Source organism: Nocardia sp. Root136, from assembly GCF_001427185.1.
Classification (GTDB): Bacteria; Actinomycetota; Actinomycetes; order Mycobacteriales; family Mycobacteriaceae; genus Nocardia; species Nocardia salmonicida.
Map to the genome: position 1 here is coordinate 67,868 of NZ_LMFE01000008.1, position 25,585 is coordinate 93,452.

Consider the following 25,585-nt stretch of genomic DNA (forward strand, 5'->3'; position numbering starts at 1 on the left):
TGTCAGGCGATGTCGCGGTACTCGGCGATGCGGCGCGACATCGGCGGCCTGTCGGCCAGGCTCACCTCGGAAGGTGTGCGCCGCCAACCGGTTTCCTCGGGCAGGAACTGCACCAGACCGATCCCGGAATCGCGGATACCGAGTCGGTCGAGCAGAGTCGCCACGACCTGGCGGCTCATCACCGCGAGTTCGTGCGTCGGCCGATTGCGATGCACGCGGATCCCGAGGTCGACCTGGGCGATGGCCGACAAACCGCGTCGCTGCCAACAATCGAGCAGGATCCCGATCTCCGCGCCGTACCCGCTGGCGATGGAGATCTGGCCGAGAAACGCACGGGTAGTGGCACATTCGCCGCCGAGCGGCTGGATGATCTCGGCCAGTGCGGGCGCGAGCGCGGTGAGCAGCGGGCGCGCCATCAACTGGGTGACCCGGCCGCCGCCATCGGCATCATCTGTCATCGGCCTGCGATAGAAACCCTTGACCAGGGTGATCTGCGGGTCGGTGAGCAACGGTGCGAGCAGGGTGGGCACGAACATCGGATCGGGTTCGATGAGATCCGCGTCGAGAAAGACGATCAGGTCTCCGGTGCACACCGCCATCGACCGCCACAGCACCTCACCTTTGCCCGGCCGTATCGCCACGCCGGGCAATGCCTGCTCCCGCGTGTAGACCTCGGCGCCGGCGGCACGTGCCCGCGCGATGGTGCGATCAGCGGACCCGGCATCGAGCACGATCAACTCGTCGACCAGCCCACCGAGCAGCGGCTTCACAGAAGCGACCACTCCGGCGACGGTGTCCTCGTCATCCAGGGCGGGCACCACCACCGAGACCCGACGACCGGACTTGCGGTCGTTCAGTTCACGGATATCCATCCAGCCAGTCAACGACACACTCGCTCCCGCCGCCACCGGTGCGCGCCGATCCTGTGACCGACTCCAACGGTTTTCCGACAGGAGTTGGTCATACCTACAGGTCCGGGCCGGTTACCGAGTGCGGGACCGTCGGTAGTTCCTGCGGGTACCGTGGGGCTCAGTCGACTGGTGGAGGGGCAGAATCATGAGTGGGAGTGCGGCAACGATGGTCGAGGTTTCCAAAGGGTCGAAGACCGATCTCGTCGACGGGCAGTACACGGTGCGCTTGGATCTCGACAGCCCGGCCGGGGCGGTCGACATCGCCGCGGTGTTGTTGACCGCCGACGGGAAGGTGCGCTCCGATGCCGACTTCGTGTTCTTCAACAATCCGTCGGCGTCCGGTGTTCGGTTGGAGTCCGATGCTGTAGTCGCGGTAGATCTGTCGGCATTGCCCGCCGAGATCCATCGAGTGGTGATCACCGGAAGTACCGAGGCACAGGGGATTCGGTTCGGTGCGGTCATCGGTCTGCGGGTCTCGGCTGTCGGGGTGAGTCAATCGGTGAGTTTCGTGCCACCGGGTCTGGACTCGGAGACGGTGCTGCAAGCTGTCGCGCTGTATCGCCGGGGGAGTGGTTGGCGGCTCGACGCGATCGGGCAGGGCTACAGCGCCGGGCTGGCGGCGTTCGCCACCGATCACGGCATCGTCGTCGATGCCGAGGAAGAACCGGCCGAGGCGCCTTCGAAGTTGACTGAAGTGCCTGCACCCCAACGTGTTACGCCCCCCGCTCCGTCGGTCGATCTGCGCAAGGTCGATGTCGTGCTGACCAAGGATTCGCCGGACCGCCGCGCCACCATCGACCTGCGCAAGGGCGATCCCGGCTATGTCCTGACCGTCGGCCTCGAATGGGACGGGCGCGGCGCGAAGTATGACGCGAACGGTCGCGTCACCGAGTTCGGCACGGGCGACTTGGACGTGTACTTCTTCTGCCGCAACGAGATAACCGGTGACTATGTGGTCCTCAGCGGCGAGAAGGGGCACCAGGGCGACATCACGCAGTGGCCGTTCATCCACCACCAGGGTGACACCCGTGGTCCCGGCGCGAACAACCTCCCCGCCACCGAACAGGTCACCGTCCGCCCCACCGAGAACGGCGACCTGCTTCTCAACGTCTACCAATCCGTGGACAACGGAGCGGGCGCCATCGACAAATTCGGCAACCCCCGAGTCCGCGTCCGCTACGGCCGTCCCGGCCCCGACGGTCTGCCCGACAAGGACGCCGACCAGATCACCGTCATCATCGGCAACGGCAAGAGCTCGTTCTGGGCCACCGTCGCCCACATCGACGTCCGCGACGGCATCCTCACGGTCGACGGCACCATCTACTACAGCCGAGCCTTCAGTGAACGCATGCCCGTTCTCGACACCAACGGCACCTGGGTCCGCTCCGCCAAGAACGGCCCCGTAGGCCGCAGCAAGAAGGCCAGCGGTCTGGGTTTGAGCCGCTACGAAGGCCAGTGCCCGACCCCTCGCTGAGCTGAAAACCGCCCGCGAGACCGGTCGAGGGTTGGGCTACATCGCTAGCTCGAGCCAGCCGACTCGTCCTTCGAGCAGCCCTCGCAGAGCAATCGCTTCACTTCGACGGCCGTCAGCTGGTCCGGGGGAAACAGTTCGGCGCAGCTCGCGCAACGCTTCCTACGGGTCGACGGCGGCAACGGAGGACCATATTGGGCGAGAGCGGAAAGATCGAATGTCCACTCCTTCTCGGAGCGGACCCGCCATTGCTCGAACTGCCGCTCGAGATAGAGATCGGTTTGGGTCGGGGTCCAACCATTCACCTCGGCCAGGTGACTGCGGGCTCGCTCTCCCCGGCCACCGGCATACTCCCGGCCTATGTGCTTGACGGCATGGCAGTCCGCGCACAGCGCCTCGAGCCGGACCAACCGCTGGATCTGTTGCTGGTCATCGTATTCCCAGACCTCGTTGCAATCCGGAGCCCGCTGCCCGACACCATCGCAGATCTCACACCGGTTGCCTGCCGCCTCGCACACGATCCCTCGAAGCCGCTTCCACTCCCTCGCGGACAACTCCGACCGCAAGTTGGCGCCGGACCGCGTCTTCGGAACCAGTTCGACGGCGAGCCTCAGGGGAGACGGGCGAGTCGTCGGCGTAGTCACCTGGAGTGCCCGCGAACTCGTCGTAGTGCCGACGAATCTACGGCGCCTGCTGCTAACCAGGGCCACCAACATGATCAGCACGGCGGATAAGACAACGCCGACGATTCGAATCATGCGAGTGATCGTGTCACTCAATCCTCATGTTGACGTGGCAATCACACGGATGTCGGTTCGCAAATCCGGGAAGCTCCTGGAATTCGATCCGGCGGCCGTGCAGTGCCCACGGGCACTGGCTCCGTCGAGTGGCGCAGAACGGTGTCATCATCTTTCGGGATCGGCGACCCGACGGTGCGCGAGAATGATTCCCCCGAGTTTGCTCTCGGCTGAGCTGAGGGTTCTGTATGTATCGATGACGAAGCCGGCGTCCTCGAGCCACGCGTGCATCTGGCTGTGCTGGCGACGATGGACATAGAGGTTCACTGGGCGCCCGCCGTAGCCCTGGGTCAGCAGGTGCGACTCGTCTCCGACGTGGAAGCCGAGTAGCAGCGGACCGCCGGGCCGAAACACGTCCACGCCCAGTTGACGCAGGTGAGCGGTGATCCTTCCCGTTCCGCAGCCCACATCCACAACTGGTCCCCCGCCCTGGGCCTGCACCAGATCGGCGAACGACGCCAGGACAGCGCGCTCTTCAGGTGTTTCATCCAGAAGGCGACGCGTCAGGTCTGCATAACTATCAGCGATGTTGTTGTAAGACGTGCGCGTGTTTTCCCGCCAGCCATCTGTGTCCATTCCCATCCCCATGGCCACAGCTAACCAGGCTGATCAAGATGATCCCCAAGTTCGGCCCGAATTGGTTTCAGTCGGTGCGGAGCCGGGCGTGGAGGTGCATATCGTGACGGCCGTCGCTATGGCGACCGGCTTCACGCAGCGTGCCCTCGAAGGCGAATCCGCACTTCACTGCCACCCGGCACGATGGCGGATTCTGGACCGAGTGGGTGAGCTCGATTCGGTCGAACCCGATGTCGTCGAAAGCCCAGCGGGTCAACGTGTTTGCGGCGCGGGGTGCGATTGAGCGCCCGCGCCAGGCGGGCAGGGTCCAGTAGGCGAGCTCGGTGACACCCTCGGCGAGGTCCGACTGCCGCAGTCCGATGCGTCCGGCGACTTCTCCGTTGCTGGTGACGGCCCATTGGCCGTTGCCGGTGGACCAAGCCGCGCCCCATCGAAGAATCCATTGGCGGACCTCTTCGATGGAGTCGGCGGTCCGAACATGCCAATGGCGGATCGCGGGGTCTCGGAATGCTTCGTACACGGTGCGCGCATCGGTGGCGGTCCAGGGTCGCAATGACAGGCCGTCGGCGCCGGTGAGTGTGGGCTGGGCGGTGGTGAACGTGCCGGGATCGATCACGGCCGACATCAACTCGGGCATGTCTGAATTATCCGCCCGTGGAGGCCGCGGTGTGAGCAAGGCGAGACCGACCCGGGCTGCTCCGGAACGAGGCCACGTCCGATCGACGACAGCGTGTTTCCCTCGAGGCGCATTCGCATGCCGTCGGAACGAAGGGTGTTGCGCAGCAACGCTTCTCTTGCGGCTGCGGGGATGACCTGGGCGACCAGAACTCGGTCTACACCCGCGCGGCCTGGACCAATGGGACAAGCGCAACGTTGAGGGCACGCGCGCTCTGGTGCGCATCGCGAATGTCACCGGCCGCGAGAAACTTCGGGAGGCCATCCGAGGTGGTATCCGACCGCCGCCGACCACCCCTGCCCCTCTTGATTGGTGCGCCAGGAGGAGTTCAGCGGGCGCCGTGGCCGGTTCTCGGGCGCGGCGGTGCGTAACGCGCGGGGGTCCGGATCCGACCGCAATGGTGTGAGCTGGGTTATCGAGGACGGGACGGGGGGCGCGTGACGGCCGGTCGGATGAGACGAACAGCCGTGGTGGCCGGGGCCGCGGGCGTTCTCGGGGTCCTCGGATATGGCGGGCTTGCGGCTGCTCAGCCGACTGTCCGCCCCGGCGAAAAGGTCGCTGTCGTCGCAGGACTCGGCTCCACCGAGGTTCCGGGTGGTGGTGGACTCGGCACCGGCGACGCCGTCCGGTTCGTCGCGGGTCCGGGAGACCACGGTCATGGCGGGAACAACGGCAACTCGAACCCTGGCAGCGGGAACGGCAACCAGGGAAAGGGTGGTGGTAATCAGGGCAATAACGGGAATCAGAACCCTGGCAGCGGGAACGGCAACCAGGGTAACGGTGGTGGTAATCAGGGCAATAACGGGAATCAGAACCCTGGCAGCGGGAACGGCAATCAGGGTAACGGTGGTGGTAATCAGGGCAATAACGGGAATCAGAACCCTGGCAGCGGGAACGGCAACCAGGGAAATGGTGGCGGTAACCAAGGCAACAACCCGAACCCAGGCAATGTCCCGGAGCCACAGGCGCTTGCCCCGGAATCCGCTCCCGAAGCCCCGGCCCCTGGCGCACCGTCTGTACCCGTACCGCCCGAGCCGAAGGCTGCCCAGCCGGATACTGCCGAACCCGACAGCGACTCACCCAGCGGTGGCGGCGCAGCACCGCCGGTGCGATCGGCGCCCGGGGGAGTCGGCGAGTCACCCGGGGGAGTCGGTGAGTCGCCCGGATCACCAGCTCCCGGCGGAGTCGGTGATCCACCCGCGTCCGCGCCTGGCGGCGGCGAGGCGGCGGTTCCGGTCCACGAGGTCGAGCCCACCAGCGATACGAGCAACCTTCCCGAGCCGAATCTTCTCTCGGTGATCGGCGGTCTCCTAGCCTTGGGGATCGCCGGTGGCGGATCGGCCGCGGTCAGCTTCCAAGGCGCTGCCCAGGCTCAGGCCCGCATCGATGCCGCCCGAGCCGAGTTCTTCGGACCGCGTGCGTAAATCGTGGGCTGCATGCCGCGTCGGTAAGTGGGCGGGCGCTCGGCCCCGTCGGTGACCTCCCGCCGATCCGGGAGTAGGCAGGATTCGGGTTGTCCGGCTGTCAGCTGGCCCGCGATCGACTGCAGCGCAGGCAGACTCACGTCCGCGGCGCGCAGAACACGCGTTGCGATTCGACCGGTCTATCCTGTCTCATCGTCGCGCTCCTGTGGTCGGTCGTCCAGGTTCGCAATGGCAGTGTCGAATGCGTCGATATCACCGGTTGAAGGTGGCTCCCTGGAACGGGGTGGCCGGCCGGTTGCGATCAGCGATCCTGGCTCGTCGCCCGGGAGGCGACCAGTTCGGCGAAGGCAGTGGCGACGAGGGCGACAGAGTGATCGGTGTCCGCGCTCAGCGCCCGCAAGGTCGTCAGCGCGCGGGTGCCGGGCAGCTCCACCAGTGCCTGGATGAGCCGGATTCGGATGCCTGCGTCGTCCTCGTGTGCGGTCAGCGCGTCGGTCAGCGCGCCCAGTATTCGATCTGCGGATGCCGGGTCCTCCGACAGCGCGCCGAGCACCTCGCCCGCGTCGACATCGTTGGTGCCCGCGATCACCATGGCCACCAGGACCGGCTCGGCCGCGGTCACCCCGCGGGTACCGGCGGCCAGGGCGGCGGGGCCGCGGACAGCGGAATCCGGGTCGTCGATCGCGGCGCTGAGCAGCTCGGTCGCGGCGTCGCCCGGGATCTCCGCCACTGCCAGCACGGCCCGGCGTCGGACCTCGACGTCGGGGACGCTCAGCCCGGTCGCGAGCCCGACCAGGCCGTCGTCACCGGCCCGCGACAGCGCCCAGCGCAGGGCGCCTGCCATGTTGGGTTCAGCCTCGGCGAGCACGGCCGCGGCCAGCAGGTCGGTCGGTACCGGCTCGTTGTCGGCCGGATTCAGCACCGCCTGCAGGCGACGATGCGGGTCGGTCGAGCCGAGGGCGCGCACGAGTTGCACGATGCGCAGCACATCGCGCCAGTCTCCGGGCTCGGCGTTCTCGACCGCGCGCAGTCGCTCGAGCAGTTCGCGCTCGCGCACCAGCCGTTCCTCGGTGCGTCGGATGAGATCGCTGACCAAGGTCCGCGGCGTGAACGACTGGTCTGCCAGCACCTGGGCGATCTCGCGCAGCGAGAGGCCCAGGGAGCGCAGGCTTTCCACGTGAAAGATGCTGCGGATGTCGGCATCGGAGTACTGGCGGTAGCCGCCGACGGTGCGCCCGGTGGGGCGAACCAAACCGAGCGAGTCGTAGTGGCGCAGCATTCGGGTGCTGACTCCCGAACGCCGCGCCACCTCGCCGATCAGCACGGCGCGCCGTCGAGCGCCGCGACCCGCTTCGCCGCGTCGATATCGAGATCGAAGGCGGCGTCCGGGTCGCGCAGCAACTGCTCGGTGGCCTGTGCGTGCGCTCGCACATGCGGGTCGGTGCTGCTCGCCGCCCGGTGCAGTACCGCGAGGATCACCTCGCCCAGTGAGGTCAGCGCCCGGCTCAGACTGCGCCGAACCTCCCGATCGCCGCGCCCGAATTGGGTGGACAGTTCGGTGGCCAGCGCCTCGCGCTCGGCGTCCGGCACGAGAACAACCGCTGCGCGCCACGCGCTGCGCGCCACGTCGTCGTCGGGATCGCGCAGCAGCGCCGGGGTGATCGCCGGCCAGACCGTCCGATCGCCGATCTTGGACAGTGTGTGCAGCGCCTGGCTGCGGGCCTGGGCACCGTCGGATTCCAGCTCGGCGCGAAGCCGGGGCACGGTCAGCTCGGTGGGGAGCCTGGTCAGCGCCCAGGTGAGCATGTCGCGGACGAAGAAGTCCGGCTCCACGGCACAGCGGTCGATCAGGGCCCCGAGCAGCGCCCGGCTGGGATGTGTGCCCGCGACCAGCGCGGCCTGCAGTCGGGTCGACGCGTTCTCCGCGCTCAGCGCGGCAAGCAGCCGCGGATCTACCGATTGTCCTGGTGTCGAGTTCATGGGAACCACCTCCTGCCTCCAGTGAAGACGTTGTCACTGTGTCAGGGTCAAGCGCTGGATCGTGTCAGGCTGCTCATGGCAGGCCTCTCGGTGAGTCGAAAACCACCCGATAGACCCCACGGCCCCGGGTTACGCTCGAATCGACGTTTCGGACGACGAGGGGACACGAAACACGATGAGCGGCACAGTGATCGCGGTGAACAGCAATGGCGAGTACTCGTTCACCAAGCCGACCAGACCCAGCATTCGGCTGTTGACCGGTCTCGGCGTAGAAGGCGATGTCCACGCCGGAACGACGGTCAAACACCGCTCTCGCGTCGCGCAGGACCCGACCCAACCGAACCTGCGGCAGGTTCACCTCATGCACGAGGAGCTGTTCAGCGAAGTCGCCGAACACGGATTCGAGGTATTCCCCGGCGATCTCGGTGAGAACATCACCACCAGCGCCGTCGATCTGCTCGCACTGCCGGCAGGCACGCTGCTTCGTATCGGCTCCGACGCGGTGGTCGAAGTGACCGGCCTGCGCAACCCGTGCGTGCAGATCGACCGATTCCAAGACGGGCTGTTGAAGCGGCTCGTCCATCACGACGCGGCAGGCACCGTTGTGCGCAAAGCCGGAATCATGGGCGTGGTCACCGCTGGCGGCGAGGTCAGGCCCGGCGACAGCATTGTCGTCGAATTTCCGCCTGAGCCGTGGAGGGCGCTGGACCGGGTCTAGGCAGCGGAAACCTCTCGGCGATCCGGGTCGGCGAATCCAGGCTTGCACCTGACGTAACGTCAGGTTCTACCGTCGACCATGCCGACGCACAGTGCGTCGGTGGAAGTGGGATGAAACGGATGAACCAGCGCGGAACCGGGCGTCTGTGGAAGGTCGGTGAGCTCGCGGCCGAGGCCGGGCTGACCGTACGGGCGCTGCACCATTACGACCGCATCGGGCTGGTACATCCTGCGGAGCGGAGCAGCACCGGTCACCGGCTCTACACCGCGGGCGATGTCGAGCGGCTGTACCAGGTGCTCGCCTTGCGTCAGCTGGGCCTCGGGCTGGATCAGATCGCCGACGTGCTCGCGGGCGCCGTGGCGATGTCGCGGGTATTGGCTGCTCATCGCGACTATCTGGCCGCGCAACTGGCCGCGACCCGGGACCTACATGCTCTGGTCGCGGCACTGGCCGACACAGCGGACAGCCGCTGGGACGCATCCACAGATCACTTCCTGGATTTGATCAGGAGGACCGTCATGGTCGACGACACCATCAAGCAATATTTCACCGAGGAGCAGGTGACTCAGCTCGCGCTGCGCCGGGAAGAGCTCGGTGAACAGCGTATTCAGCAAGCCGAGGCGGACTGGGCCGTGCTGATCCCACAGGTCGACGCGGCGATAGCGGCGGGCATGGACCCGACCTCACCTGAGGCCCAGCACATGGCGGCGCAATGGATGGAGCTGTTGGAAGGGTTCCACGGCGGTGACGCGGGCCTGCGCGACAGCATGTACCGGATGCAGGCCGAGGAGGCCGAGCGCATCGAGAGCGAGTACTGCGGACCTTCACCCGCGCAGATCGAGTTCATCACGACCGCGAACGCCGCACGCAGGTAGCGGTTTCGGCACGCGCCGGTGTTCGAATCGGGCACGCGAGCAACGGGGACCACTGGGGCGCGGAACGGTTCCCCGCGCCCCAGTGGCAATGTCCGGTGTCGTTGCCGAGGTCAGGGCAAGGCAGCGCAGTTGCTCGGTGCCGGTATGCCTGCGAGGCGTTGGGTGAGCCAGTCGTGAGCCGCGACGGTGGCGGGCAGGAATTCCAGTAGGTGGCCGATCGCGGTGCTCGGCAACAGTGGCGGGAGCCAGGCTGTCGGTTCGAACTGCACGGTCGCGCCCTGCGCGCACCAGTCGACGGCCAGTTGGCGGACCTGCGGATAGGTCAGGACGTCATCGTTGGTGCCGCCGGCGATCAAGACGGGCGCGGCGGGTTTGAGCCTGCCGATGCGCTGCTGGTCGACGATCGCGGTCAATTCCGGTGAGCCGTCGATGATCTCGGCGGGTGTGCGACCACCGGCGGTGTACCAGGTCACCGGTCGCAGCATCGTCCGGATCACTGCCTCGGCGATGCAGGTGGTGGCCAACTCGGCCATCATCTGCTTACCCGCGGGGTTGGTCGCGGCATCGATGATCGGCGCTGTCTCGGGATCGTTGGCGACGATCCCGTTGAGCACATAACCCAGTAACCCTGATGCGAAGCCACCGATCACGCCGGGCACGATCCCGTTGATCGCGGGGGCACTGAGCATCACCGCTCGCAGGTCCGCGGGCGGCGCACCGGTGTAGGTGCCGCGCATGTCGAGTTCGGGGGCGTAGTCGCTGTGCAGTTCGGCGGCAGCGGCGGCGGCACCCCCACCTTGGGAATAGCCGAAAATTGCGCTGGGGCGGGTGATTCCGGTCAGCGATTCCGCGGCGCGGATCGAATCGAGGACCGCGTGAGCTTCGGCGGCTCGGTTCACGTAGTCGTGGACCGCGGGGGTGCCGAGGCCGTGGTAGTCGGTCATCACGACCGCCATGCCGCGGGCGAGCAGCGAATAGGCGGTGATCATCTCGTAGCTGACCCACACATCGAGCGGGAAGCTGTAGTGGACGAGTTCGGCGAAACCCTTCGACGGTGCGCACTGGTCGCCTTGGCCCTGCGTGCCGGGTGCGACCGCGACGAGCGGTCGGGGCCCTGGCCCGTTCCAGGGGAGGGTGGGTTCGAGGTAGGTTCCGGTCACCGCCGCAGGGATGCCATGGGTGTCGGCGCTCAGATACATGATCCGGGTGGCGTCGGCGGGGACCTGCCCGTCCTGGCCGGGAACTGCGAGGGCGAGGGTGAACGGTTCACTGCGGAGGATCTGGCCGGGCGCCCCCTCCGGTAGCGGTGCGGGCGGCAGGTAGAAGTCGACGCTCTGGGCGGAGCCCGACGCCGAGCCCGAATCCGGTGCGGTGGCGGCGGGTCCAGTGCCCATGGTCAGCGCTGCGGCGACTACGAGCATTGCCGCGCTGAGCATCGCCTCGGTTCGGATTCTGTGTTCGCCACGCTTCGGTCGCGTGTTCATGTCGGTCCGGTCGGGGTGTGCAGGCTCGCCCGCAGGACTTTGCCGCTGGCGTTGCGGGGGATCTCGTCGAGCACGATGAACCGCTTGGGTACCTTGTAGCGCTCGAGTCCGTCGCGTACATGCTGTTTGAGCGCGTTGTCGCTGGGCGTGGACGCGTTCGAGCCGAGGACGATGAAGGCGTTGAGGACTTGGCCGAATTCGGCGTCCGCGACACCGATCACGACTGCGTCGGCGATGGCCGGGTGGGCGGCCAGGCAGTCCTCGACCTCACCGGGGAAGACGTTCTCCCCGCCGGACACGATCATGTCGTCGGCGCGGCCGTCGATGAACAATCTGCGCTGCGAATCGAAGTGGCCCATGTCCCCGGTACTGACATGCCCGTCGATCACTTCCTTTGTCGAAGCTCTCGCGGTCGCGTCCGGGGTGTAGCCGGTGTATTCCAGCCCGCTGCGTACGAAGATCTCACCGATTTCGCCGGGCCCGGCTTCGATCCGATCGGCGCGCAGGATCCGCACCGAAACACCCAGCGAAGACCGCCCGATCGTGTCGGGTGCGGCGACGAGGTCGGTCGGGGTAGCGATTGTGACCAGACCGGCCTCGGTCGAACCGTAGCCGTTGACCACGATCGGCCCGAATGTGTCGATCAGGTCCAAAATCGTGTGCGGCGAGATCGGAGCCGCCCCGGTCACCAGGACCCGCAACGCCGACCGTGCCGCTGAATTATCCTGCAGGCCAGGCACAGCGAGGAGGCGTTGCAACATCACGGGCACCGCCATCACCACCGTGATCTTATGGCGGCCGATATCGTTGAGCGCGGTCGCGGCATCGAACCGGCGCCGACAGATCACGGTGCCACCCAGCGCCAGGGGCCCGAGCAAGGACAGCAATCCGAAACCGTGGAACATCGGTGGTGCCACCAACACTCGATCGGTCGAACGCAGTCGCAGGATCGCCATTGCGGTCAATGTCAGCAACACGATCGCATGCGGTTTGATCGCGCGCGGCACACCCTTGGCCAGACCGGTGGTGCCGGAGGTGAGCAGCGTCAGCTTCACCGCATGGTGCACCCGTGGGGGCTTCGGGTGGCTCCGGGCAGCGAGGTCGTCCAGCGTAGGAAGTGCGGCGAGGTCGGAATCGGGCTCACACCAGGCGAGTACGCGCGTGCCGGCGAAGTTCGACCGCTCGACCGTAGCATCGTATTCGTCGTCATAGATCAGCACGTCGGGGTTGTGTCTGGCCAGGACCGCCTGCAATTGAGCGGCGGGGAGTTCGGTGTTGATGAAGATCAACTCCGCACCGAGTTGCGCGCCCGCGGCCAACGCCTCGGCGAACCCGCGATGGTTGCGGCAGATGACACCCATCGACTTCGGTGCGGTGGCCCTTGTCGCGAAAAGTGCTGCGGCGATCGCCTCGGCGCGCTGCTGCAACTGTCGATAGGTCAGCTGCCCCGAGTCGTCGATGATCGCGACCTTGTCCGGATGTCGAATCGCGGTGGCCGCCAACAACATCGCAGGGGTCGGCCCGTAGCGGTAGAAACTGCGGGCCAAGGCCACGGCTTTGCGCGGCCCGACCGGGGCCAGCATGCCCGATGCGACGACCGCGGGCACCGCCGAACCCCACTGGCGCAGGCTATGGGTCAGTTCAGCGCGCATTCGTGCTCACCTGCGCTTGATCGTTGCCAGCGGTGCCGGTGACGGCGGGCAGCGCCGGTTCGGCCGGAGGCTGCCGCAGCCGCGACAACGAGGCCTCGGTGTCACCGAGATCACGGAAGATCCGTTCCATCAGCACTTCCAATGGCAGCCGGAATACTGTCGCGAACACCGCCGATGGGAACCCGTAGAGGGGCGTCATCGTGCGCGGCTTCTTCACCACGGCTTTGGCCAGCACCTTCGCCGCGTCCTGCGGAGTTTGGCCGGGTAGCACTCGCATCCAGCGGCTAGGTGCGCTCATCCGGGTGTGCAACAGTCCGCCGTAGAAGGTGGTGAGGGTGACCCCGTCGGTGCGGGCTTCCATCCCGACCGCTCGCATCCACCAGTCGAAGGCCAGCTTCGACGACAGATAGAAGCCCCACTTGGGGGCGTTGGGGAACATGATCCCGACGGTGGAGACATTCACGATGTGGCCGCTGCCCCGAGCGCGCATGCCGGGCAGCAGCGCCAGCGTCAGCCGCATCGGGCCGAGGTAGTTGGCACCGGAGGTGGCGGTGATGTCTTTGGGTCGGTCGTAGGACAGGTGGATCGAACGGCGCAAGGACTTGCCCGCGTTGTGGATCAGCACATCGACCTCACCCAGGTCGTAACGCACCGCCGCGGCGAACTCCGCGACTGACTGCTCGTCGGCGAGGTCGAGCCGGTAGGGATAGGCATCGCCGCCGGCGGCGATGATCTCCTCGGCGACCTCGACTAGCCGGTCCATCGACCGCGCGGCGATGACCACCTGGGCCCCGGCGGCGGCGAACCATCGGGCGGTTGCCTCGCCGACACCGAACGATGCCCCGGTGATCACGACCACCTTGCCCTCGATCTCACGCCGCAATGCGGCCTGGCTACGCAGCCCGCGTGGGCCGATGGCCCACGCGACCGCCCGTGCGAACCGCGTCTCGACGATCCGCGAGGGAGCGGTGGGCAGAACTTCAGACATCAGTGTTCACTCCGTTGTTTTCGACACGGTGGACAGAGAGCCGAGGAAGGCCAAGGCTTGGGGATCCGACAGTGCGGCATCGATGGCCCGCTGCGTCAGCTCGATGCTCGGGTCGGTGCGCAACGCGGCAAGGATCGTGCCGAACATGTTGCCGACGACCAGGTCTTTGACCTGGTCGCGGGTGATGTCGCGGGTGCGTGTCCAATGCAGCACCAGCCCCTCGATGTAGGCCACGAATCCGCTGATCGCGGCGCGCAACACCGGCGACGAGTGTGAATCGGTCACCTCCACGACCAGGGCATCGGTCAGTTGGATCCGATGACGGTCGCGAATCTGACGCACTTCCGCGTCGGCCACGTCGGCGAACAATGCCTCGAACGCCCTCGGCTGCTGCTCGGCTTCGTCGAGCAGTCGGTCTATTCCGCGAGCCAATCGGTCCAACGCGGGTCCGCGCAGGGCTAATAGATCACCCCAGAACTCCTCGGCCGCCTGCTCGAGAACGGCCAGGTAGAAGCCGCGTTTGCCACCGAAGTGATAGCTGATCGAACCTGCGGCCACCCCGATCGAACGCGCCAGGTCGACGATGGAGACCTCTTCATAGCGATCACCGCTGAACGCGACCTTCCCTGCCGCAAGTAGCGCTGCACGCGACGCCTCGCCACGTCGATTGCCGACCATCACACCTCCAGGTTCTTGAATCGAATTCAATAACCTGAGGGTAGGGGTCAGCGTCTGTGCGGTCAAGAAGTTTCTGAATCAGATTCAATAACCCAGCAAAAGCCCGGCGGCCCTAGCCGTCACGCTGGATTACCGGCGCGGGAAGGCCGACGACACCCAGATTCTCGCCCGCGCGCGTCGAGCGCAGGGCCCGACTGTGCATCGCCGACCCTGGCCACGGTCGAACCAGGGCGCACCTCGGCGGCGGGCGGCATGTTACGAAATATTCTGTAGGACAACCACATTCAAATTCAGCCATCAGGTCATAATGGTGCAGCGCGGCGTCGGTTCGACCGTCTGAGTGAAGTCGAGGCGTGTGCCCGCGGCGAAGGTGGGCACAATACCGATCGCGGGGGCCGCCAGGCGCATCGCCATACCGAGACTGACCAGCATCACATCGGTCCGGGCGTCCGGCGTCAGGTAGCGCACGCGCAGGTCGTCGAGCGCGGGTACGAAGCGATCGAGCACGTCGTTGCCTGCTTCACCGCCGGGAATCGCGACGTCGAGCTCACCGTGATGTCACTGTTGACGGCCCGGTGGACTGCCTGTTGCGCGGCATCGGATTTCAGACCCTCGAAGTCGCCCGCCGGTACCTCGTATACACCCTCCACCCCGGTGACCGGATCCCGACGACCGACTTGATCTGCTCGGCGGTCTGTCGGGCTCGCAAGGCGACAGAGCGGATCAGTCGAGGCGACCCGACCACGGCGGTGCCGAAACGTGCGGCCTGCGTCGCACCGTGGTCGGTGAGATGTGTTCCACAGAACCGAGGTTCGAGTCGGTGCCCGAAATTGCCGTGCGATTCGCCGTGGCGCACCATAGCCAGTTTGCCCGTCAAACCCTGCCCGCCGTTGTCCATTCTTCTATGTTCCGGCATGCCCCGTCAGCACGGGATCGACCCGAGCTGTCAGGTCAGCCGGGCTGCTCGCCCACCACGAGGGGGAGCGTGGGGTCGGCGGTCCACACGGTCAGCGAACCGTCGTAGACGGAGACGTCGTCGCGCCCGACGAGGGCCAGCGCATGAGCGAGGGTCGTTGCCGCGACGCCGCCGCCGCAATAGGTGACAGGCGTGATCGCTGGATCCAGCAGACCCGCGGCAGCGAACAATGCTCGCAGTTCCTCGATGGGGCGCAGTGCTCCGGTCTCGGGGTCGCGGATGTGGTCGACGGGCAGGTTGATGCTTCCCGGGATGTGGCCGGGCCGAGCGAAAAGGTCTGTCTCACCCCGGTAGGTCGCGGCGTCGAGAACTGCGACAGTGAGGAACTTGTCGTCGGCGATCGCAGCCTTCACCTCGTCGGTGGATCGGATGAGGTCGGGCCGTCGGCGGGCGGTGAAGGTGGCGGGTGTGAGCGTCACCGGGGAATTCGAAACCTCGCCACCCGCCGCCCGCCATGCGGAAAAGCCGCCGTCGAGGACCGCCACGTTGTCGAAACCTTCCAGGCGCAAGTGCCACCAGAAGCGGGTGGCCCAGATTCCGTCGTGCTGGTCGTAGATGACGACACGGACCCCGTCACCGATGCCGATCGCGCCGGCGGCAGCGGCGAAGCGCTCCGATTCCGGTGCGGTGCAGAGCTGATCGGAGGCGGGATCGGTGAAGTCGGTGAGCAAGTCCGCGAACACGGCACCCGGGACATGCGTTGCCGCATACGCGGTACGCCCCGACTCGAGTGTGAACGTCCCGTCGTCGAGCACGGTGAAATCGGTGCTCGCGTCCACGACGAGGAGATCGGGCTCGCCATGGTGGTCGCGTAGCCAGGACACCGACACTGTGTGGGGGACAGCCTGCCCCATGTGGGTCTCCGATCATGTTGGTGGACACTGGATTCCGAATCTAGTGAGTCCGCTGGGGCTGTCGCCAGACCACCGATCGCCATGATTGAAATCCGCTACCATCCGAGCGATCGAGTTGAACCAGCGGATACAGTTTGCTGACCTTCCGAGATGACATCGTTGAACTGTCGAGTTACCGTGGATCCCGAGACTGCTCGACGAGACGAGGAGGTTGGTCGCCCGGCCCCCAGCCGTGCCGGGCCGCAGACGAGTCCCCGGACCCGAGGTCGGTGCCCCGAGGTGCCTCGGCGGTGTCCTTTCCGGTTGCGCGCACGATTACCATCGCATTCCGGGGTCTGGCAATGGTCGAATCTGTTCCGGTAATAGACTGTGCGAGCGTGTAATTAAGCTGTGATCGGCAAGAGATAAGATCATGGGGTTCGTATGTTGAACATCACTCTGAATTGCGCTGTGTCGCTGGTACTTTGGCAACCGGAGGGGAATTTCCACGGCCTGTGATGGCGTGGTCGTGGAAGCTTGGCTTGCTGCACCAGGGAGACCTCATGACCAATCGTCCTGTGTTCCGTTCGGAAGGCGCATCGTCACCGAGCGTAGTGAATGTTATGTCAGAACGTCAGAAAGTGTTGTCGACCAATTCTCCCCGAATCTCGGGATGTGTCGATCTGGCGAGATGTGGTCACGCGGAATCGACTTGGTGTGACCGTAGAGACGCGCGGTTGACCGAAAAGATCGACTATCTTTCCGGCATCGGTCGTGCCGAGGCCCGCCTCCGTTTCGGCGATGCCGACACCCTGTGCGGCGGTGTACAGGCTATGCTTTTCGTGCACTGCGGAGTCCTGGACCGCGAGACCATCGTTCGGCGATCGGAGCTCGTGCTCGACGCCGAATCCGACGAGCCGGACCCAGGGTGTCTGTGGCTGTCGCTGCTAGCCCTGGTCTACGCCGACCGATGTGCGGAGGCCGCCGCGTACTGCACCCGGTGGCTGTCGGCCGAACGTGGCGAGATCTCGTTCCGGCTCTTCGAAGCACTCACGCTCGTACGCGCCAGAATCGACGCGCAGTCCGGCCGCCCCGCGACGGCGATCGAGGCGATGGAACCGCTGCTGCGTCGCGGTGTGTCACCCGCGCTGCGCGGCATAGCGCTGGCCTGGCTCGTCGAGGCGCTGGTCCAGGTCGGCGATCTCGGCAGCGCGCGGTGCCTGTTCGAGGACCGGATGAGCGCGGTGGAAGCGATGCCCGACCACGCCCACGTGCTCGCCGCCCGAGGCGCACTGCACCGTGCCGAAGGGGACCTCGAGCGCAGCCTGGCGGACTACCTGGCCTGCGGAAAGGTACTGACCGCACTCAATGTCGCCAATCCGGCGATCATTCCGTGGCGATCGCGCGCCGCGCTGGTGGCGGCCGCGCTCGGCCGCTGCGACCTCGCTGCGGCACTGGCCGACGACGAGCTCGCGGCGGCCCGGCGTTGGGGCTCACCGGGGGCGGTGGGGCGGGCCCTGCACGCGGTCGGCATGGCCCGGCGCAACGGTCGGTCGGTGGGCGCGCTCGAACGTGCCGTGGAGTTACTCGAACTCGCCGAAGCGCGCTACGAGCTGATGGGCGCACTCTGTGATCTGGGGCAGTTACACGCGATCGAGGGTGACGCGCAGCGGTCGCGGTGGGCCGTCGCGGCGGCCACCGAGCTCGCGGCCGCCGCCGGCATCAGACCCGTACTGCGGCGCGCGGGCTCGGTGCTCGGCGCACTGGACAACCAGCATCGGGAGACCGGCTTGACCAGGCAGGAGCGCAAGATCGCCGGCCTCGCGGTGCGCGGGCTCAGCAACAAGGAAATCGCCGAGCAGTTGTTCCTCACGGTGCGAACCGTGGAGTTCCACCTGTCCAATGTGTACCGCAAACTCGGTATCGCGGGTCGGCGTCAACTGGCCGGGGTAATGAATGCGCGCGAGTGCGCGTGAGGTAGTTTCCGGTAGTCGAATTACTCGGACGGCAGTCGTGTTCCACACGACTGCCGTCCTTTTGTGCGTGTGCCCTCGGTTCTGAACGCGTTGCCCCGGTGATGATCCTGTGGTTCCCCCGGGAAGAACCTACGGGTCGACCGTAGAGTCGTTCCGCAGCTCTTGAATCATCACCGAATCCTGTGCGAGATTTTCGGTGATCGGTGAGCAGCGTTGTCGCCGAATAATTCTCGAACTTCTTCGATACCGCTTCGGTATTCACGATATTCGGCGAGAGGAATCGACCATGTCTACCAACCCGTCCCGTGAGGAACTCGTCGAGCGTGCCACCAAGCTGGCGCCGCTATTGCGTTCGCGGGCCCGGTGGATCGACGAGAACCGCCGCCTGCCCGACGATGTCATCGAAGCGATCGAGGAATCCTCGCTGCTGAACATGCAGGTTCCCGCGCAGTACGGCGGATACGAATCCAACACCCGGGATTTCGTGGACGTGCTCGCCGAGGTCGCCCGCGGCAACACCTCGGTGGCCTTCTGCCTGTCGATCTACGCCTCGCTCACCTGGATGTCGGCGCTGTGGCCCGACGCCGCACTCGACGAGGTCTTCGCGACACCGAACGTGCGGATCTCGGGCACCACCGCGCCCACCGGTACCGCGACGAAGGTCGACGGCGGTTGGGTACTGAACGGCACGTGGCGCTTCAACAGCGGTGTGCTGCACGCACACTGGAAGGTCACCGTGGCGCTGCCGACCGAGCCCGGTGCCGAGCCGGTGCCGATCTTCGCCTTGGTGCCGACGGCTGATCTGCGCATCGTCGACGACTGGTACACCTCCGGGCTGGAAGGCTCCGGCAGCGTCTCGACGATCGCCGAGAACGTCTTCGTGCCCGAGCATCGGGTGATCACCGGCGAGGACTTCTACCAGAATCGGTCCAAGTCGGCGGTGAACGTGCTCAAGCCGAAGTACGCGGCCCCGGTGCTGGTGCCGGTCACCGCGATCCAGACCGGTCAGCTGGTCGGTGCGGCGCGGGCGGCGCTGGCGGCGTTCGTCGAACGGCTGCCCGGTCGGCCCATCACCTACACCGATTACTCCAGCCAGCTCGACGCCCCGGTCACCCATTTGCAAGTCGGCGAGGCGGCCTTGCTGATCGAGGATGCCGAGGCACGGGCGCGGACCTACGCCGACGTGATCGATGCGAAGGCCGCGGCGAACGAGGCGTGGACCGAACAGGAACGGGTCTGGTCGCGGGTGCAGATCGGCTGGGTGGCCCACCAGGCCAAGCAGGCGGTGGAGATCCTGGCCCAAGCCAGTGGCGGTTCCTCGATCCAGCGCGACGTGCCGATCGCGCGGTTGCAGCGCGATGTCCACGCGACCTCGCTGCACGCGATGATCACGCCCAGCGTGAACATCGAGCTGTACGGCCGTTCGCTGGTCGGCCTGCCGCCCAACACCGTCTACCTGTGACCGTGACGAAGCGACAGGGAGCAGCGACCATGCGCAAGGTACTCATCGCCAATCGGGGCGAGATCGCGGTCCGCGTCGTGCGCGCGTGCCGCGACGAAGGATTGGCCGCGGTCGCGGTCTACGCCGAACCCGACCGGGACGCACCGCATGTTCGGCTGGCCGACGAGGCGTACGCGCTGGGCGGGGACACACCGGCGACGAGCTACCTCGACGCCGCGAAACTGCTGCGCGCCGCAGCCGCCGCCGGCGCGGACGCGGTGCACCCCGGCTACGGATTCCTCTCCGAGGATGCCGATTTCGCCCAGGCGGTGCTCGACGCCGGTCTCACCTGGATCGGCCCGCCGCCCGCGGCGATCCGGGCGCTCGGTGACAAGGTGTCGGCGCGGCGTATCGCTGAGGCGGTCGGCGCGCCACTCGTGCCGGGCACGCGGGATCCGATCGGCGGCGCGGCCGAGGCGGTCGACTTCGCCGACCGGCACGGACTGCCGATCGCGATCAAGGCCGCCCACGGTGGCGGAGGTCGCGGGTTACGGGTGGTGCGGGAGCGCGCGGAGATCGCCGAGCTGTTCGACGCGGCCGTGCGCGAGGCCACCGCCGCCTTCGGGCGCGGGGAGTGCTTCGTGGAGCGTTACCTCGAGCAACCGCGTCACGTGGAAACCCAATGTCTTGCCGACGCTTTCGGGCAGGTGGTCGTGGTGTCGACGAGGGACTGCTCGTTGCAGCGCCGCCACCAGAAGCTGGTGGAGGAGGCGCCCGCACCGTTCCTCACCGACGCCCAACGCGACGAGCTGTACCGGGCGTCGAAGGCGATCCTGTCCCAGGCGGGATACGTGGGTGCGGGCACCTGTGAATTCCTGATCGGGCGTGACGGGACGCTGTCGTTCCTGGAGGTGAACACCCGGCTGCAGGTCGAACATCCCGTGAGCGAGGAGGTGACCGGGATCGACCTGGTCCGGGAGATGTTCCGGATCGCCCGCGGTGAACCTCTCGGCTACGACGACCCGCCTGCGCGCGGGCACGCGCTGGAGTTCCGCATCAACGCCGAGGACCCGGGGCGTGGATTCCTGCCGACGCCGGGCACGGTGACGAAGTTCGCCGCGCCTTCGGGCCCGGGGGTGCGGCTCGACACCGGCGTGGAGCAGGGATCGGTGATCGGACCGGCCTGGGACTCGTTGCTGGCCAAGGTGATCGTCACCGGCGCCGACCGCGATCAAGCGCTGGCGCGGTCGCGCCGGGTGCTCGCCGAGCTCACCGTGGACGGCGTCGCGACGACGCTGCCGTTCCACCGAGCGGTGCTCGACGACCCCGCCTTCACCGGCGCGCCGTTCATGGTGCACACCCGCTGGATCGAGACCGACTTCGACAATCGCATCGCCGCGCAGGACGTCGCGGGGGAGACGACAGCCGAACCCCAGCGGGAGACGGTGGTCGTGGAGATCAGCGGACGACGGGTCGAGGTCTCGCTGCCTGTCGCCGACCGCATCGGAATCGCGGCACCACGCCGCAGCGCTCGCACCGCACGCGGTGGACGCGGCGCCTCCGCCTCCGATGCGCTGGTCGCGCCGATGCAGGGCACTGTCGTGAAAATCGCTGTGACAGAAGGGCAATGGGTCGATTCCGGCGACCTCGTCGCCGTTCTCGAGGCCATGAAGATGGAACAGCCGCTCACCGCGCACCGGGCGGGCATCGTGCGCGAACTGACCGCCACCGTCGGCACGACGGTGAGCTCCGGCACCACTGTGTGCCGCCTCGACGACTCCGGAAGTCATGCGGCATGAACGGAATTCAGGAGGTAACCATGGACGCTGCCGTCATCGTGGCAGGCGCGGGACCGACCGGGCTGACACTGGCCGGGGAACTGCGGCTGGCGGGCGTCGACGTGATCGTCGTCGACCGGCTGCCCGCCCGCACCGGGGAATCGCGCGGCATCGGGTTGACCCTGCGCACCACCGAAGTGCTCGACCAGCGCGGACTGCTCGGCCGCTTCGGCGCGGTGGAGACCGGTTCGGCGGGGCATTTCGGCGGGATTCCGCTCGACCTCACGGTCCTCGGCGCACCGCTGGAAGCGCCACGCGTCGTGCCGCAGTCGACGACCGAAGCGGTGTTGGAGGGCTGGGCGCGTGAGCTGGGCGCCGACATCCGGCGCGGACACGAAGTCGTCGGGCTCGACAGCGACGCCGACGGCGTCACCGTGCACTTCGCGGAGCACGCGCCGTTGCGTGCCGGCTATCTCGTCGGCGCCGACGGCGGTCGCAGCGTGGTGCGCAAGGCCGCCGGTTTCGACTTCCCCGGTACCCCGGCCACCACCGAACTGCTGCTCGCTGATGTCCGCGGGGTGGAGATCGCGCCGCGGATGATCGGCCAGCAGGTATCCGGCGGCATGGTGATGAGTGCCCCGCTGCCCGGCGGCGCCTACCGGATCATCGTCGGCGAACGCGGCGCCGCACCCCGGCGTCGCACCGGCCCACCGGATTTCGCCGAGGTCGCCGATGTCTGGAAGCGGCTCACCGATGTCGACATCTCGCACGCGGAACCGGTCTGGGTGAGCGCCTTCGGTGACGCCGCGCGTCTGGTCACCGAGTACCGGCGAGGGCGGGTGCTGGTCGCGGGCGACGCGGCGCACGTGCACCTGCCTGCCGGTGGACAGGGCATGAACACCGGCATCCAGGACGCGGTGAACCTCGGCTGGAAACTCGCCGCGGTGAGCCGCGGCAGGGCACCGGCCACCCTGCTCGACACCTACCACGGGGAACGTCACCCGGTCGGACAGCGGCTGCTGGCCAACACCAAGGCGCAGAGCCTGTTCATCCTCGGCGGCGAGGAGGTCGGGCCACTGCGTGAGGTGCTGCGCGAACTCGTCGCCTATCCGGAGGTGGAACGGCACCTCGCGGCCAGGGTCACCGGTCTCGACATCCGCTATGACGTGGGCGGCGGATCCCATCCGCTGCTGGGTGCGCGGTTGCCACGGCGCAGGCTCGTGCGCGGCGCGCACGCCACCGATACCGCCGCACTGCTGCGGCCAGGCCGGGGCGTTCTGCTCGACCTCACCGACAACCCGGCGCTGCGCCGCCGGGCCGAGCCGTGGACCGACCGCATCGATGTGGTCACCGCGACCGCCACCGAACTCATCGACGCCGACGCGCGCACCACCGCGCTGCTGGTGCGGCCCGACGGCCATGTGGCCTGGGTCGCCCCCGGCACTCACGACGACCTGCCGACCGTCCTGGACCGCTGGTTCGGGCCGGCCCGATGAACATCCGAGAGAAGGGGAAGTCAATGTTCAGCACACTGATCGTGGCCCGCATGGACCTCGCGTCCGCAGGCGATGTCGCCGGACTGTTCCGGGAATTCGACACTACCGAGGTGCCGCACCGGATGGGCACTCGCCGCCGCCAACTCTTCCACTACCGCGGCCTGTACTTCCACCTGCAGGACTTCGACGAGGACAACGGCGGCGAACGGATCGAGGACGCCAAGACCGACGACCGCTTCGTACGGATCAGTCAGGATCTCAAGCCGTTCATCGAAGCCTACGACCCGAAGACCTGGCGCTCACCCGCGGACGCGATGGCGCACCGCTTCTACGACTGGAACGCGCGATGAGCGGCCCGGAACGCCGGGTGGTGATCACCGGCGTCGGTGTCTGCGCCCCCGGCGGGGTGGGAACGAAGAACTTCTGGGACCTGATCTCCAACGGCCGCACCGCGACCGGACGGATCTCGCTGTTCGATCCGGCGCCGTTCCGGTCCCAGGTGGCCGCCGAGATCGACTTCGACCCCGAATTACAGGGCCTGACCCCGCAGGAGATCCGGCGGATGGACCGGGCGGCGCAGCTGGCGGTGGTCAGTGCCCGCGAGGCGGTCGCCGACAGCGGGCTCGAGTTCGACGATATCGACCCGTTCCGGACCGGTGTCACCATCGGCAGCGCGGTGGGCGCCACGATGGGCCTCGATGAGGAGTACCGCACCGTCAGTGATGGTGGGCGGCTGGAACTGGTCGATCACAACTACGCGGTGCCGCACCTCTACAACTACTTCGTCCCGAGTTCGTTCGCGACCGAAGTGGCCTGGGCGGTCGGCGCGCAGGGACCGTCGACCGTGGTGTCCACCGGGTGCACTTCCGGTCTGGACGCGGTCGGCTACGCCGCGGAGGTGCTGCGCGAAGGCGGCGCGGACGTGATGATCGCCGGCGCTACCGATGCCCCGATCAGCCCGATCACGGTGGCCTGCTTCGACGCGATCAAGGCGACCACCCCGCGCAACGACGATCCCGCGCACGCTTCGAGGCCTTTCGACGCCAGCCGCAACGGCTTCGTTCTCGGCGAGGGCGCGGCGGTGTTCGTGCTCGAGGAACTGGAGAGCGCGCGCAGACGCGGCGCGACGATCTACGCCGAGCTGGCCGGACACGCCACCCGTTCCAATGCCTTCCACATGACCGGTCTGCGCCCTGACGGCAAGGAGATGGCCGAGGCGATCCGCACCGCACTCGGCCAGGCACGGATCGACGGCACCGAGATCGACTACATCAACGCGCACGGTTCCGGCACCAAACAGAACGACCGGCACGAGACCGCCGCGGTCAAGCGCGTTCTCGGCGATCACGCGTACCGCACGCCGATGAGCTCGATCAAGTCGATGGTCGGGCATTCGCTCGGCGCGATCGGGTCGATCGAGATCGCGGCGTCGGTGCTGGCGTTGGTCAACGACGTGGTGCCGCCCACGGCGAACCTGCACAATCCCGACCCCGAATGCGATCTGGACTATGTGCCGTTGACCGCGCGCGACCACAAGGTCGACGTGGTGCTGTCGGTGGGCAGCGGGTTCGGTGGGTTCCAGAGCGCGGTCGTGCTCGCCGATCCTTTCCGGAGCCGACGATGACCGCCGCGGTGGTGACCGGGCTCGGCGTCGCCGCGCCGACCGGTCTCGGGCTGGAAGAGTATTGGCGCACCACGCTGGCCGGGCACACCGGGATCCGCCGGGTCACCCGGTTCGACCCCGCGTCCTATCCCGCGCAATTGGCCGGGGAGATCACCGGATTCGAGGCCGAGGAGCACCTGCCGGGTCGGCTGTTGCCACAGACCGACCGGATGACGCGACTGGCTCTGGTGAGCGCGGACTGGGCCTTCGCCGACGCCGGCGTGCGACCCGACGAACTGCCCGATTACGCCGCGGGCGTGATCACCGCCAGCAGTTCGGGTGGCTTCGAGTTCGGGCAGAACGAATTGCGTGCTCTGTGGAGCAAGGGCGGCGAGTACGTGAGCGCCTACCAGTCCTTCGCCTGGTTCTACGCGGTCAACAGCGGACAGATCTCCATTCGCAACGGACTGCGCGGGCCGAGCAGCGTGGTGGTCAGCGACCAAGCCGGTGGGCTGGACGCGGTTGCCCAGGCGCGCAGGCAGATTCGGCGCGGGACCTCGCTGGTGGTGACCGGTGCGATCGACGCCTCGATCTGCCCGTGGGGCTGGGTGGCACAGCTGGCGGGCGGTGGACTGAGCACCGTCACCGACCCGGACCGCGCCTACCTGCCGTTCGACGCGCAGGCCGACGGCTACGTCCCGGGTGAGGGTGGCGCGCTGCTGGTCCTCGAGGACGCCGAGCACGCCAGACGCCGCGATGCGCCTCAGATCTACGGCGAGATCGCCGGGCACGCGGCGACCGTCGACCCGCGTCCCGACGGCCCTGGCGAGCCGGGACTGCGCAGGGCGATCGAACTCGCCCTCGGCGACGCGGGGGTGACTCCCGCCGACATCGATATCGTCTTCGCCGATGCCGCCGGCATCGCCGAACTCGACCGGATCGAGGTCGACGCCTTGGTCGCGGTGTTCGGTGCGCGTGGCGTGCCGGTGACAGCACCGAAAACCATGACCGGACGGCTCTATTCGGGCGCGGCACCGCTGGACCTGGCCGCCGCCTTCCTATCCATCCGCGACGGGGTGATCCCGCCGACCATCGGCACCGATCTCGCCGCGGACTATCAGCTCGACCTGGTCACCGAGGTCAGGCCCGCACCCGTGCGGACCGCGCTCGTGCTCGCCCGCGGTGCGGGCGGGTTCAACTCCGCCATGGTCGTGCGCGGCCCCGAACACCTTCGCCCCTGAGGAAAGGAAAG

Annotated in this window: 24 protein-coding genes; 10 read left to right on the forward strand and 14 right to left on the reverse strand. The window is 67.3% G+C overall.

Going from position 1 to position 25,585, the window contains the following annotated elements:
* Positions 1 to 2: 2 nt before the first annotated feature.
* On the reverse strand, positions 3 to 872 hold the full coding sequence (locus tag ASD42_RS21450) for a glucosyl-3-phosphoglycerate synthase (protein WP_056819498.1): 870 nt from the start codon (positions 870 to 872) through the stop codon (positions 3 to 5).
* A 184-nt stretch (positions 873 to 1,056) separates the two neighbouring features.
* On the opposite strand from ASD42_RS21450, the gene ASD42_RS21455 reads away from it, so the two are divergent.
* Positions 1,057 to 2,385, forward strand: coding sequence for a TerD family protein (locus ASD42_RS21455; RefSeq protein ID WP_235569761.1), 1,329 nt, complete (start codon positions 1,057 to 1,059; stop codon positions 2,383 to 2,385).
* A gap of 44 nt (positions 2,386 to 2,429) precedes the next feature.
* Here the strand turns inward: ASD42_RS21455 and ASD42_RS21460 are convergent, their stop codons facing one another.
* The 6 genes from ASD42_RS21460 to ASD42_RS21490 form a co-directional block, all read right to left on the reverse strand.
* Entirely contained in the window at positions 2,430 to 3,140 is a 711-nt protein-coding gene (locus ASD42_RS21460) for a hypothetical protein (protein WP_156677532.1), read from the reverse strand.
* 147 nt (positions 3,141 to 3,287) lie between these two features.
* Positions 3,288 to 3,755 (reverse strand): class I SAM-dependent methyltransferase, encoded by a 468-nt coding sequence (locus tag ASD42_RS21465; protein ID WP_056820373.1) that lies wholly within the window; start codon positions 3,753 to 3,755, stop codon positions 3,288 to 3,290.
* A gap of 67 nt (positions 3,756 to 3,822) precedes the next feature.
* A complete protein-coding gene (locus ASD42_RS21470; protein ID WP_056819500.1) occupies positions 3,823 to 4,392 on the reverse strand; it encodes a GNAT family N-acetyltransferase in 570 nt (189 codons plus the stop codon).
* A gap of 272 nt (positions 4,393 to 4,664) precedes the next feature.
* Positions 4,665 to 5,357 carry a hypothetical protein gene (locus tag ASD42_RS34485; protein WP_156677533.1) on the reverse strand — a complete coding sequence of 231 codons (693 nt, stop codon included), beginning with the start codon at positions 5,355 to 5,357 and terminating at the stop codon, positions 4,665 to 4,667.
* Positions 5,358 to 6,156: 799 nt separating this feature from the next.
* Positions 6,157 to 7,179, reverse strand: a complete 1,023-nt coding sequence (locus ASD42_RS21485) for a MerR family transcriptional regulator (RefSeq protein ID WP_056819504.1) — start codon at positions 7,177 to 7,179, stop codon at positions 6,157 to 6,159.
* Positions 7,173 to 7,835: a HEAT repeat domain-containing protein gene (locus tag ASD42_RS21490; RefSeq protein WP_056819506.1), complete on the reverse strand. Its 663-nt coding sequence runs from the start codon at positions 7,833 to 7,835 to the stop codon at positions 7,173 to 7,175. The genes ASD42_RS21485 and ASD42_RS21490 overlap by 7 nt, the downstream gene beginning before the upstream one ends.
* A gap of 175 nt (positions 7,836 to 8,010) precedes the next feature.
* Between ASD42_RS21490 and ASD42_RS21495 the strand changes: the two genes are divergently transcribed.
* Together ASD42_RS21495 and ASD42_RS21500 are read left to right on the forward strand one after the other, a co-directional pair.
* Complete coding sequence (locus ASD42_RS21495) at positions 8,011 to 8,553, forward strand: MOSC domain-containing protein (protein ID WP_056819507.1); 543 nt, start codon at positions 8,011 to 8,013, stop codon at positions 8,551 to 8,553.
* A gap of 119 nt (positions 8,554 to 8,672) precedes the next feature.
* The gene (locus tag ASD42_RS21500) at positions 8,673 to 9,428 is read left to right on the forward strand and encodes a MerR family transcriptional regulator (protein WP_056820377.1); all 756 of its coding nucleotides are present in this window, start codon (positions 8,673 to 8,675) and stop codon (positions 9,426 to 9,428) included.
* Between the two features lie 110 nt (positions 9,429 to 9,538).
* Here the strand turns inward: ASD42_RS21500 and ASD42_RS21505 are convergent, their stop codons facing one another.
* The 7 genes from ASD42_RS21505 to ASD42_RS21535 all read right to left on the reverse strand — a co-directional run bounded on the left by ASD42_RS21505 (position 9,539) and on the right by ASD42_RS21535 (position 16,060).
* A complete protein-coding gene (locus ASD42_RS21505; RefSeq protein ID WP_235569762.1) occupies positions 9,539 to 10,912 on the reverse strand; it encodes a lipase family protein in 1,374 nt (457 codons plus the stop codon).
* Positions 10,909 to 12,564 (reverse strand): AMP-binding protein, encoded by a 1,656-nt coding sequence (locus ASD42_RS21510; protein WP_056819510.1) that lies wholly within the window; start codon positions 12,562 to 12,564, stop codon positions 10,909 to 10,911. Before ASD42_RS21510 ends, ASD42_RS21505 begins: the two co-directional genes overlap by 4 nt.
* Entirely contained in the window at positions 12,554 to 13,552 is a 999-nt protein-coding gene (locus tag ASD42_RS21515) for an SDR family NAD(P)-dependent oxidoreductase (protein WP_084787235.1), read from the reverse strand. The genes ASD42_RS21510 and ASD42_RS21515 overlap by 11 nt, the downstream gene beginning before the upstream one ends.
* 6 nt (positions 13,553 to 13,558) lie before the next feature.
* Positions 13,559 to 14,230, reverse strand: a complete 672-nt coding sequence (locus tag ASD42_RS21520; protein WP_056819511.1) for a TetR/AcrR family transcriptional regulator — start codon at positions 14,228 to 14,230, stop codon at positions 13,559 to 13,561.
* Between the two features lie 297 nt (positions 14,231 to 14,527).
* The gene (locus ASD42_RS21525) at positions 14,528 to 14,737 is read right to left on the reverse strand and encodes a hypothetical protein (protein ID WP_056819512.1); all 210 of its coding nucleotides are present in this window, start codon (positions 14,735 to 14,737) and stop codon (positions 14,528 to 14,530) included.
* 97 nt (positions 14,738 to 14,834) lie between these two features.
* A complete protein-coding gene (locus tag ASD42_RS35875; RefSeq protein WP_084787236.1) occupies positions 14,835 to 15,146 on the reverse strand; it encodes a histidine phosphatase family protein in 312 nt (103 codons plus the stop codon).
* Positions 15,147 to 15,181: 35 nt separating this feature from the next.
* Positions 15,182 to 16,060, reverse strand: a complete 879-nt coding sequence (locus ASD42_RS21535) for a sulfurtransferase (protein ID WP_056819514.1) — start codon at positions 16,058 to 16,060, stop codon at positions 15,182 to 15,184.
* A gap of 716 nt (positions 16,061 to 16,776) precedes the next feature.
* Between ASD42_RS21535 and ASD42_RS21540 the strand changes: the two genes are divergently transcribed.
* The 7 genes from ASD42_RS21540 to ASD42_RS21570 all read left to right on the forward strand — a co-directional run bounded on the left by ASD42_RS21540 (position 16,777) and on the right by ASD42_RS21570 (position 25,574).
* Positions 16,777 to 18,015, forward strand: a complete 1,239-nt coding sequence (locus tag ASD42_RS21540) for a helix-turn-helix transcriptional regulator (RefSeq protein ID WP_056819515.1) — start codon at positions 16,777 to 16,779, stop codon at positions 18,013 to 18,015.
* Positions 18,016 to 18,301: 286 nt separating this feature from the next.
* A complete protein-coding gene (locus tag ASD42_RS21545; RefSeq protein ID WP_056819516.1) occupies positions 18,302 to 19,477 on the forward strand; it encodes an acyl-CoA dehydrogenase family protein in 1,176 nt (391 codons plus the stop codon).
* A 29-nt stretch (positions 19,478 to 19,506) separates the two neighbouring features.
* Complete coding sequence (locus tag ASD42_RS21550; RefSeq protein ID WP_056820382.1) at positions 19,507 to 21,255, forward strand: acetyl/propionyl/methylcrotonyl-CoA carboxylase subunit alpha; 1,749 nt, start codon at positions 19,507 to 19,509, stop codon at positions 21,253 to 21,255.
* Between the two features lie 20 nt (positions 21,256 to 21,275).
* Complete coding sequence (locus tag ASD42_RS21555) at positions 21,276 to 22,730, forward strand: FAD-dependent monooxygenase (RefSeq protein WP_056820385.1); 1,455 nt, start codon at positions 21,276 to 21,278, stop codon at positions 22,728 to 22,730.
* Between the two features lie 23 nt (positions 22,731 to 22,753).
* Positions 22,754 to 23,080, forward strand: a complete 327-nt coding sequence (locus tag ASD42_RS21560) for a TcmI family type II polyketide cyclase (protein ID WP_056819517.1) — start codon at positions 22,754 to 22,756, stop codon at positions 23,078 to 23,080.
* The gene (locus tag ASD42_RS21565) at positions 23,077 to 24,354 is read left to right on the forward strand and encodes a beta-ketoacyl-[acyl-carrier-protein] synthase family protein (protein WP_056819518.1); all 1,278 of its coding nucleotides are present in this window, start codon (positions 23,077 to 23,079) and stop codon (positions 24,352 to 24,354) included. The genes ASD42_RS21560 and ASD42_RS21565 overlap by 4 nt, the downstream gene beginning before the upstream one ends.
* Complete coding sequence (locus ASD42_RS21570) at positions 24,351 to 25,574, forward strand: ketosynthase chain-length factor (protein WP_056819519.1); 1,224 nt, start codon at positions 24,351 to 24,353, stop codon at positions 25,572 to 25,574. Before ASD42_RS21565 ends, ASD42_RS21570 begins: the two co-directional genes overlap by 4 nt.
* Positions 25,575 to 25,585: the final 11 nt, after the last annotated feature.

Bases quoted from the DNA above. Each gene is read 5' to 3' on its own strand.
- ASD42_RS21450 (WP_056819498.1), bottom strand. From the start codon at position 872: ATGGATATCCGTGAACTGAACGACCGCAAGTCCGGTCGTCGGGTCTCG.
- ASD42_RS21455 (WP_235569761.1), top strand. From the start codon at position 1,057: ATGAGTGGGAGTGCGGCAACGATGGTCGAGGTTTCCAAAGGGTCGAAG.
- ASD42_RS21460 (WP_156677532.1), bottom strand. From the start codon at position 3,140: ATGATTCGAATCGTCGGCGTTGTCTTATCCGCCGTGCTGATCATGTTG.
- ASD42_RS21465 (WP_056820373.1), bottom strand. From the start codon at position 3,755: ATGGACACAGATGGCTGGCGGGAAAACACGCGCACGTCTTACAACAAC.
- ASD42_RS21470 (WP_056819500.1), bottom strand. From the start codon at position 4,392: ATGCCCGAGTTGATGTCGGCCGTGATCGATCCCGGCACGTTCACCACC.
- ASD42_RS21490 (WP_056819506.1), bottom strand. From the start codon at position 7,835: ATGAACTCGACACCAGGACAATCGGTAGATCCGCGGCTGCTTGCCGCG.
- ASD42_RS21495 (WP_056819507.1), top strand. From the start codon at position 8,011: ATGAGCGGCACAGTGATCGCGGTGAACAGCAATGGCGAGTACTCGTTC.
- ASD42_RS21500 (WP_056820377.1), top strand. From the start codon at position 8,673: ATGAACCAGCGCGGAACCGGGCGTCTGTGGAAGGTCGGTGAGCTCGCG.
- ASD42_RS21505 (WP_235569762.1), bottom strand. From the start codon at position 10,912: ATGAACACGCGACCGAAGCGTGGCGAACACAGAATCCGAACCGAGGCG.
- ASD42_RS21510 (WP_056819510.1), bottom strand. From the start codon at position 12,564: ATGCGCGCTGAACTGACCCATAGCCTGCGCCAGTGGGGTTCGGCGGTG.
- ASD42_RS21515 (WP_084787235.1), bottom strand. From the start codon at position 13,552: ATGTCTGAAGTTCTGCCCACCGCTCCCTCGCGGATCGTCGAGACGCGG.
- ASD42_RS21520 (WP_056819511.1), bottom strand. From the start codon at position 14,230: ATGGTCGGCAATCGACGTGGCGAGGCGTCGCGTGCAGCGCTACTTGCG.
- ASD42_RS35875 (WP_084787236.1), bottom strand. From the start codon at position 15,146: ATGCCGGAACATAGAAGAATGGACAACGGCGGGCAGGGTTTGACGGGC.
- ASD42_RS21535 (WP_056819514.1), bottom strand. From the start codon at position 16,060: ATGGGGCAGGCTGTCCCCCACACAGTGTCGGTGTCCTGGCTACGCGAC.
- ASD42_RS21545 (WP_056819516.1), top strand. From the start codon at position 18,302: ATGTCTACCAACCCGTCCCGTGAGGAACTCGTCGAGCGTGCCACCAAG.
- ASD42_RS21550 (WP_056820382.1), top strand. From the start codon at position 19,507: ATGCGCAAGGTACTCATCGCCAATCGGGGCGAGATCGCGGTCCGCGTC.
- ASD42_RS21555 (WP_056820385.1), top strand. From the start codon at position 21,276: ATGGACGCTGCCGTCATCGTGGCAGGCGCGGGACCGACCGGGCTGACA.
- ASD42_RS21560 (WP_056819517.1), top strand. From the start codon at position 22,754: ATGTTCAGCACACTGATCGTGGCCCGCATGGACCTCGCGTCCGCAGGC.
- ASD42_RS21565 (WP_056819518.1), top strand. From the start codon at position 23,077: ATGAGCGGCCCGGAACGCCGGGTGGTGATCACCGGCGTCGGTGTCTGC.
- ASD42_RS21570 (WP_056819519.1), top strand. From the start codon at position 24,351: ATGACCGCCGCGGTGGTGACCGGGCTCGGCGTCGCCGCGCCGACCGGT.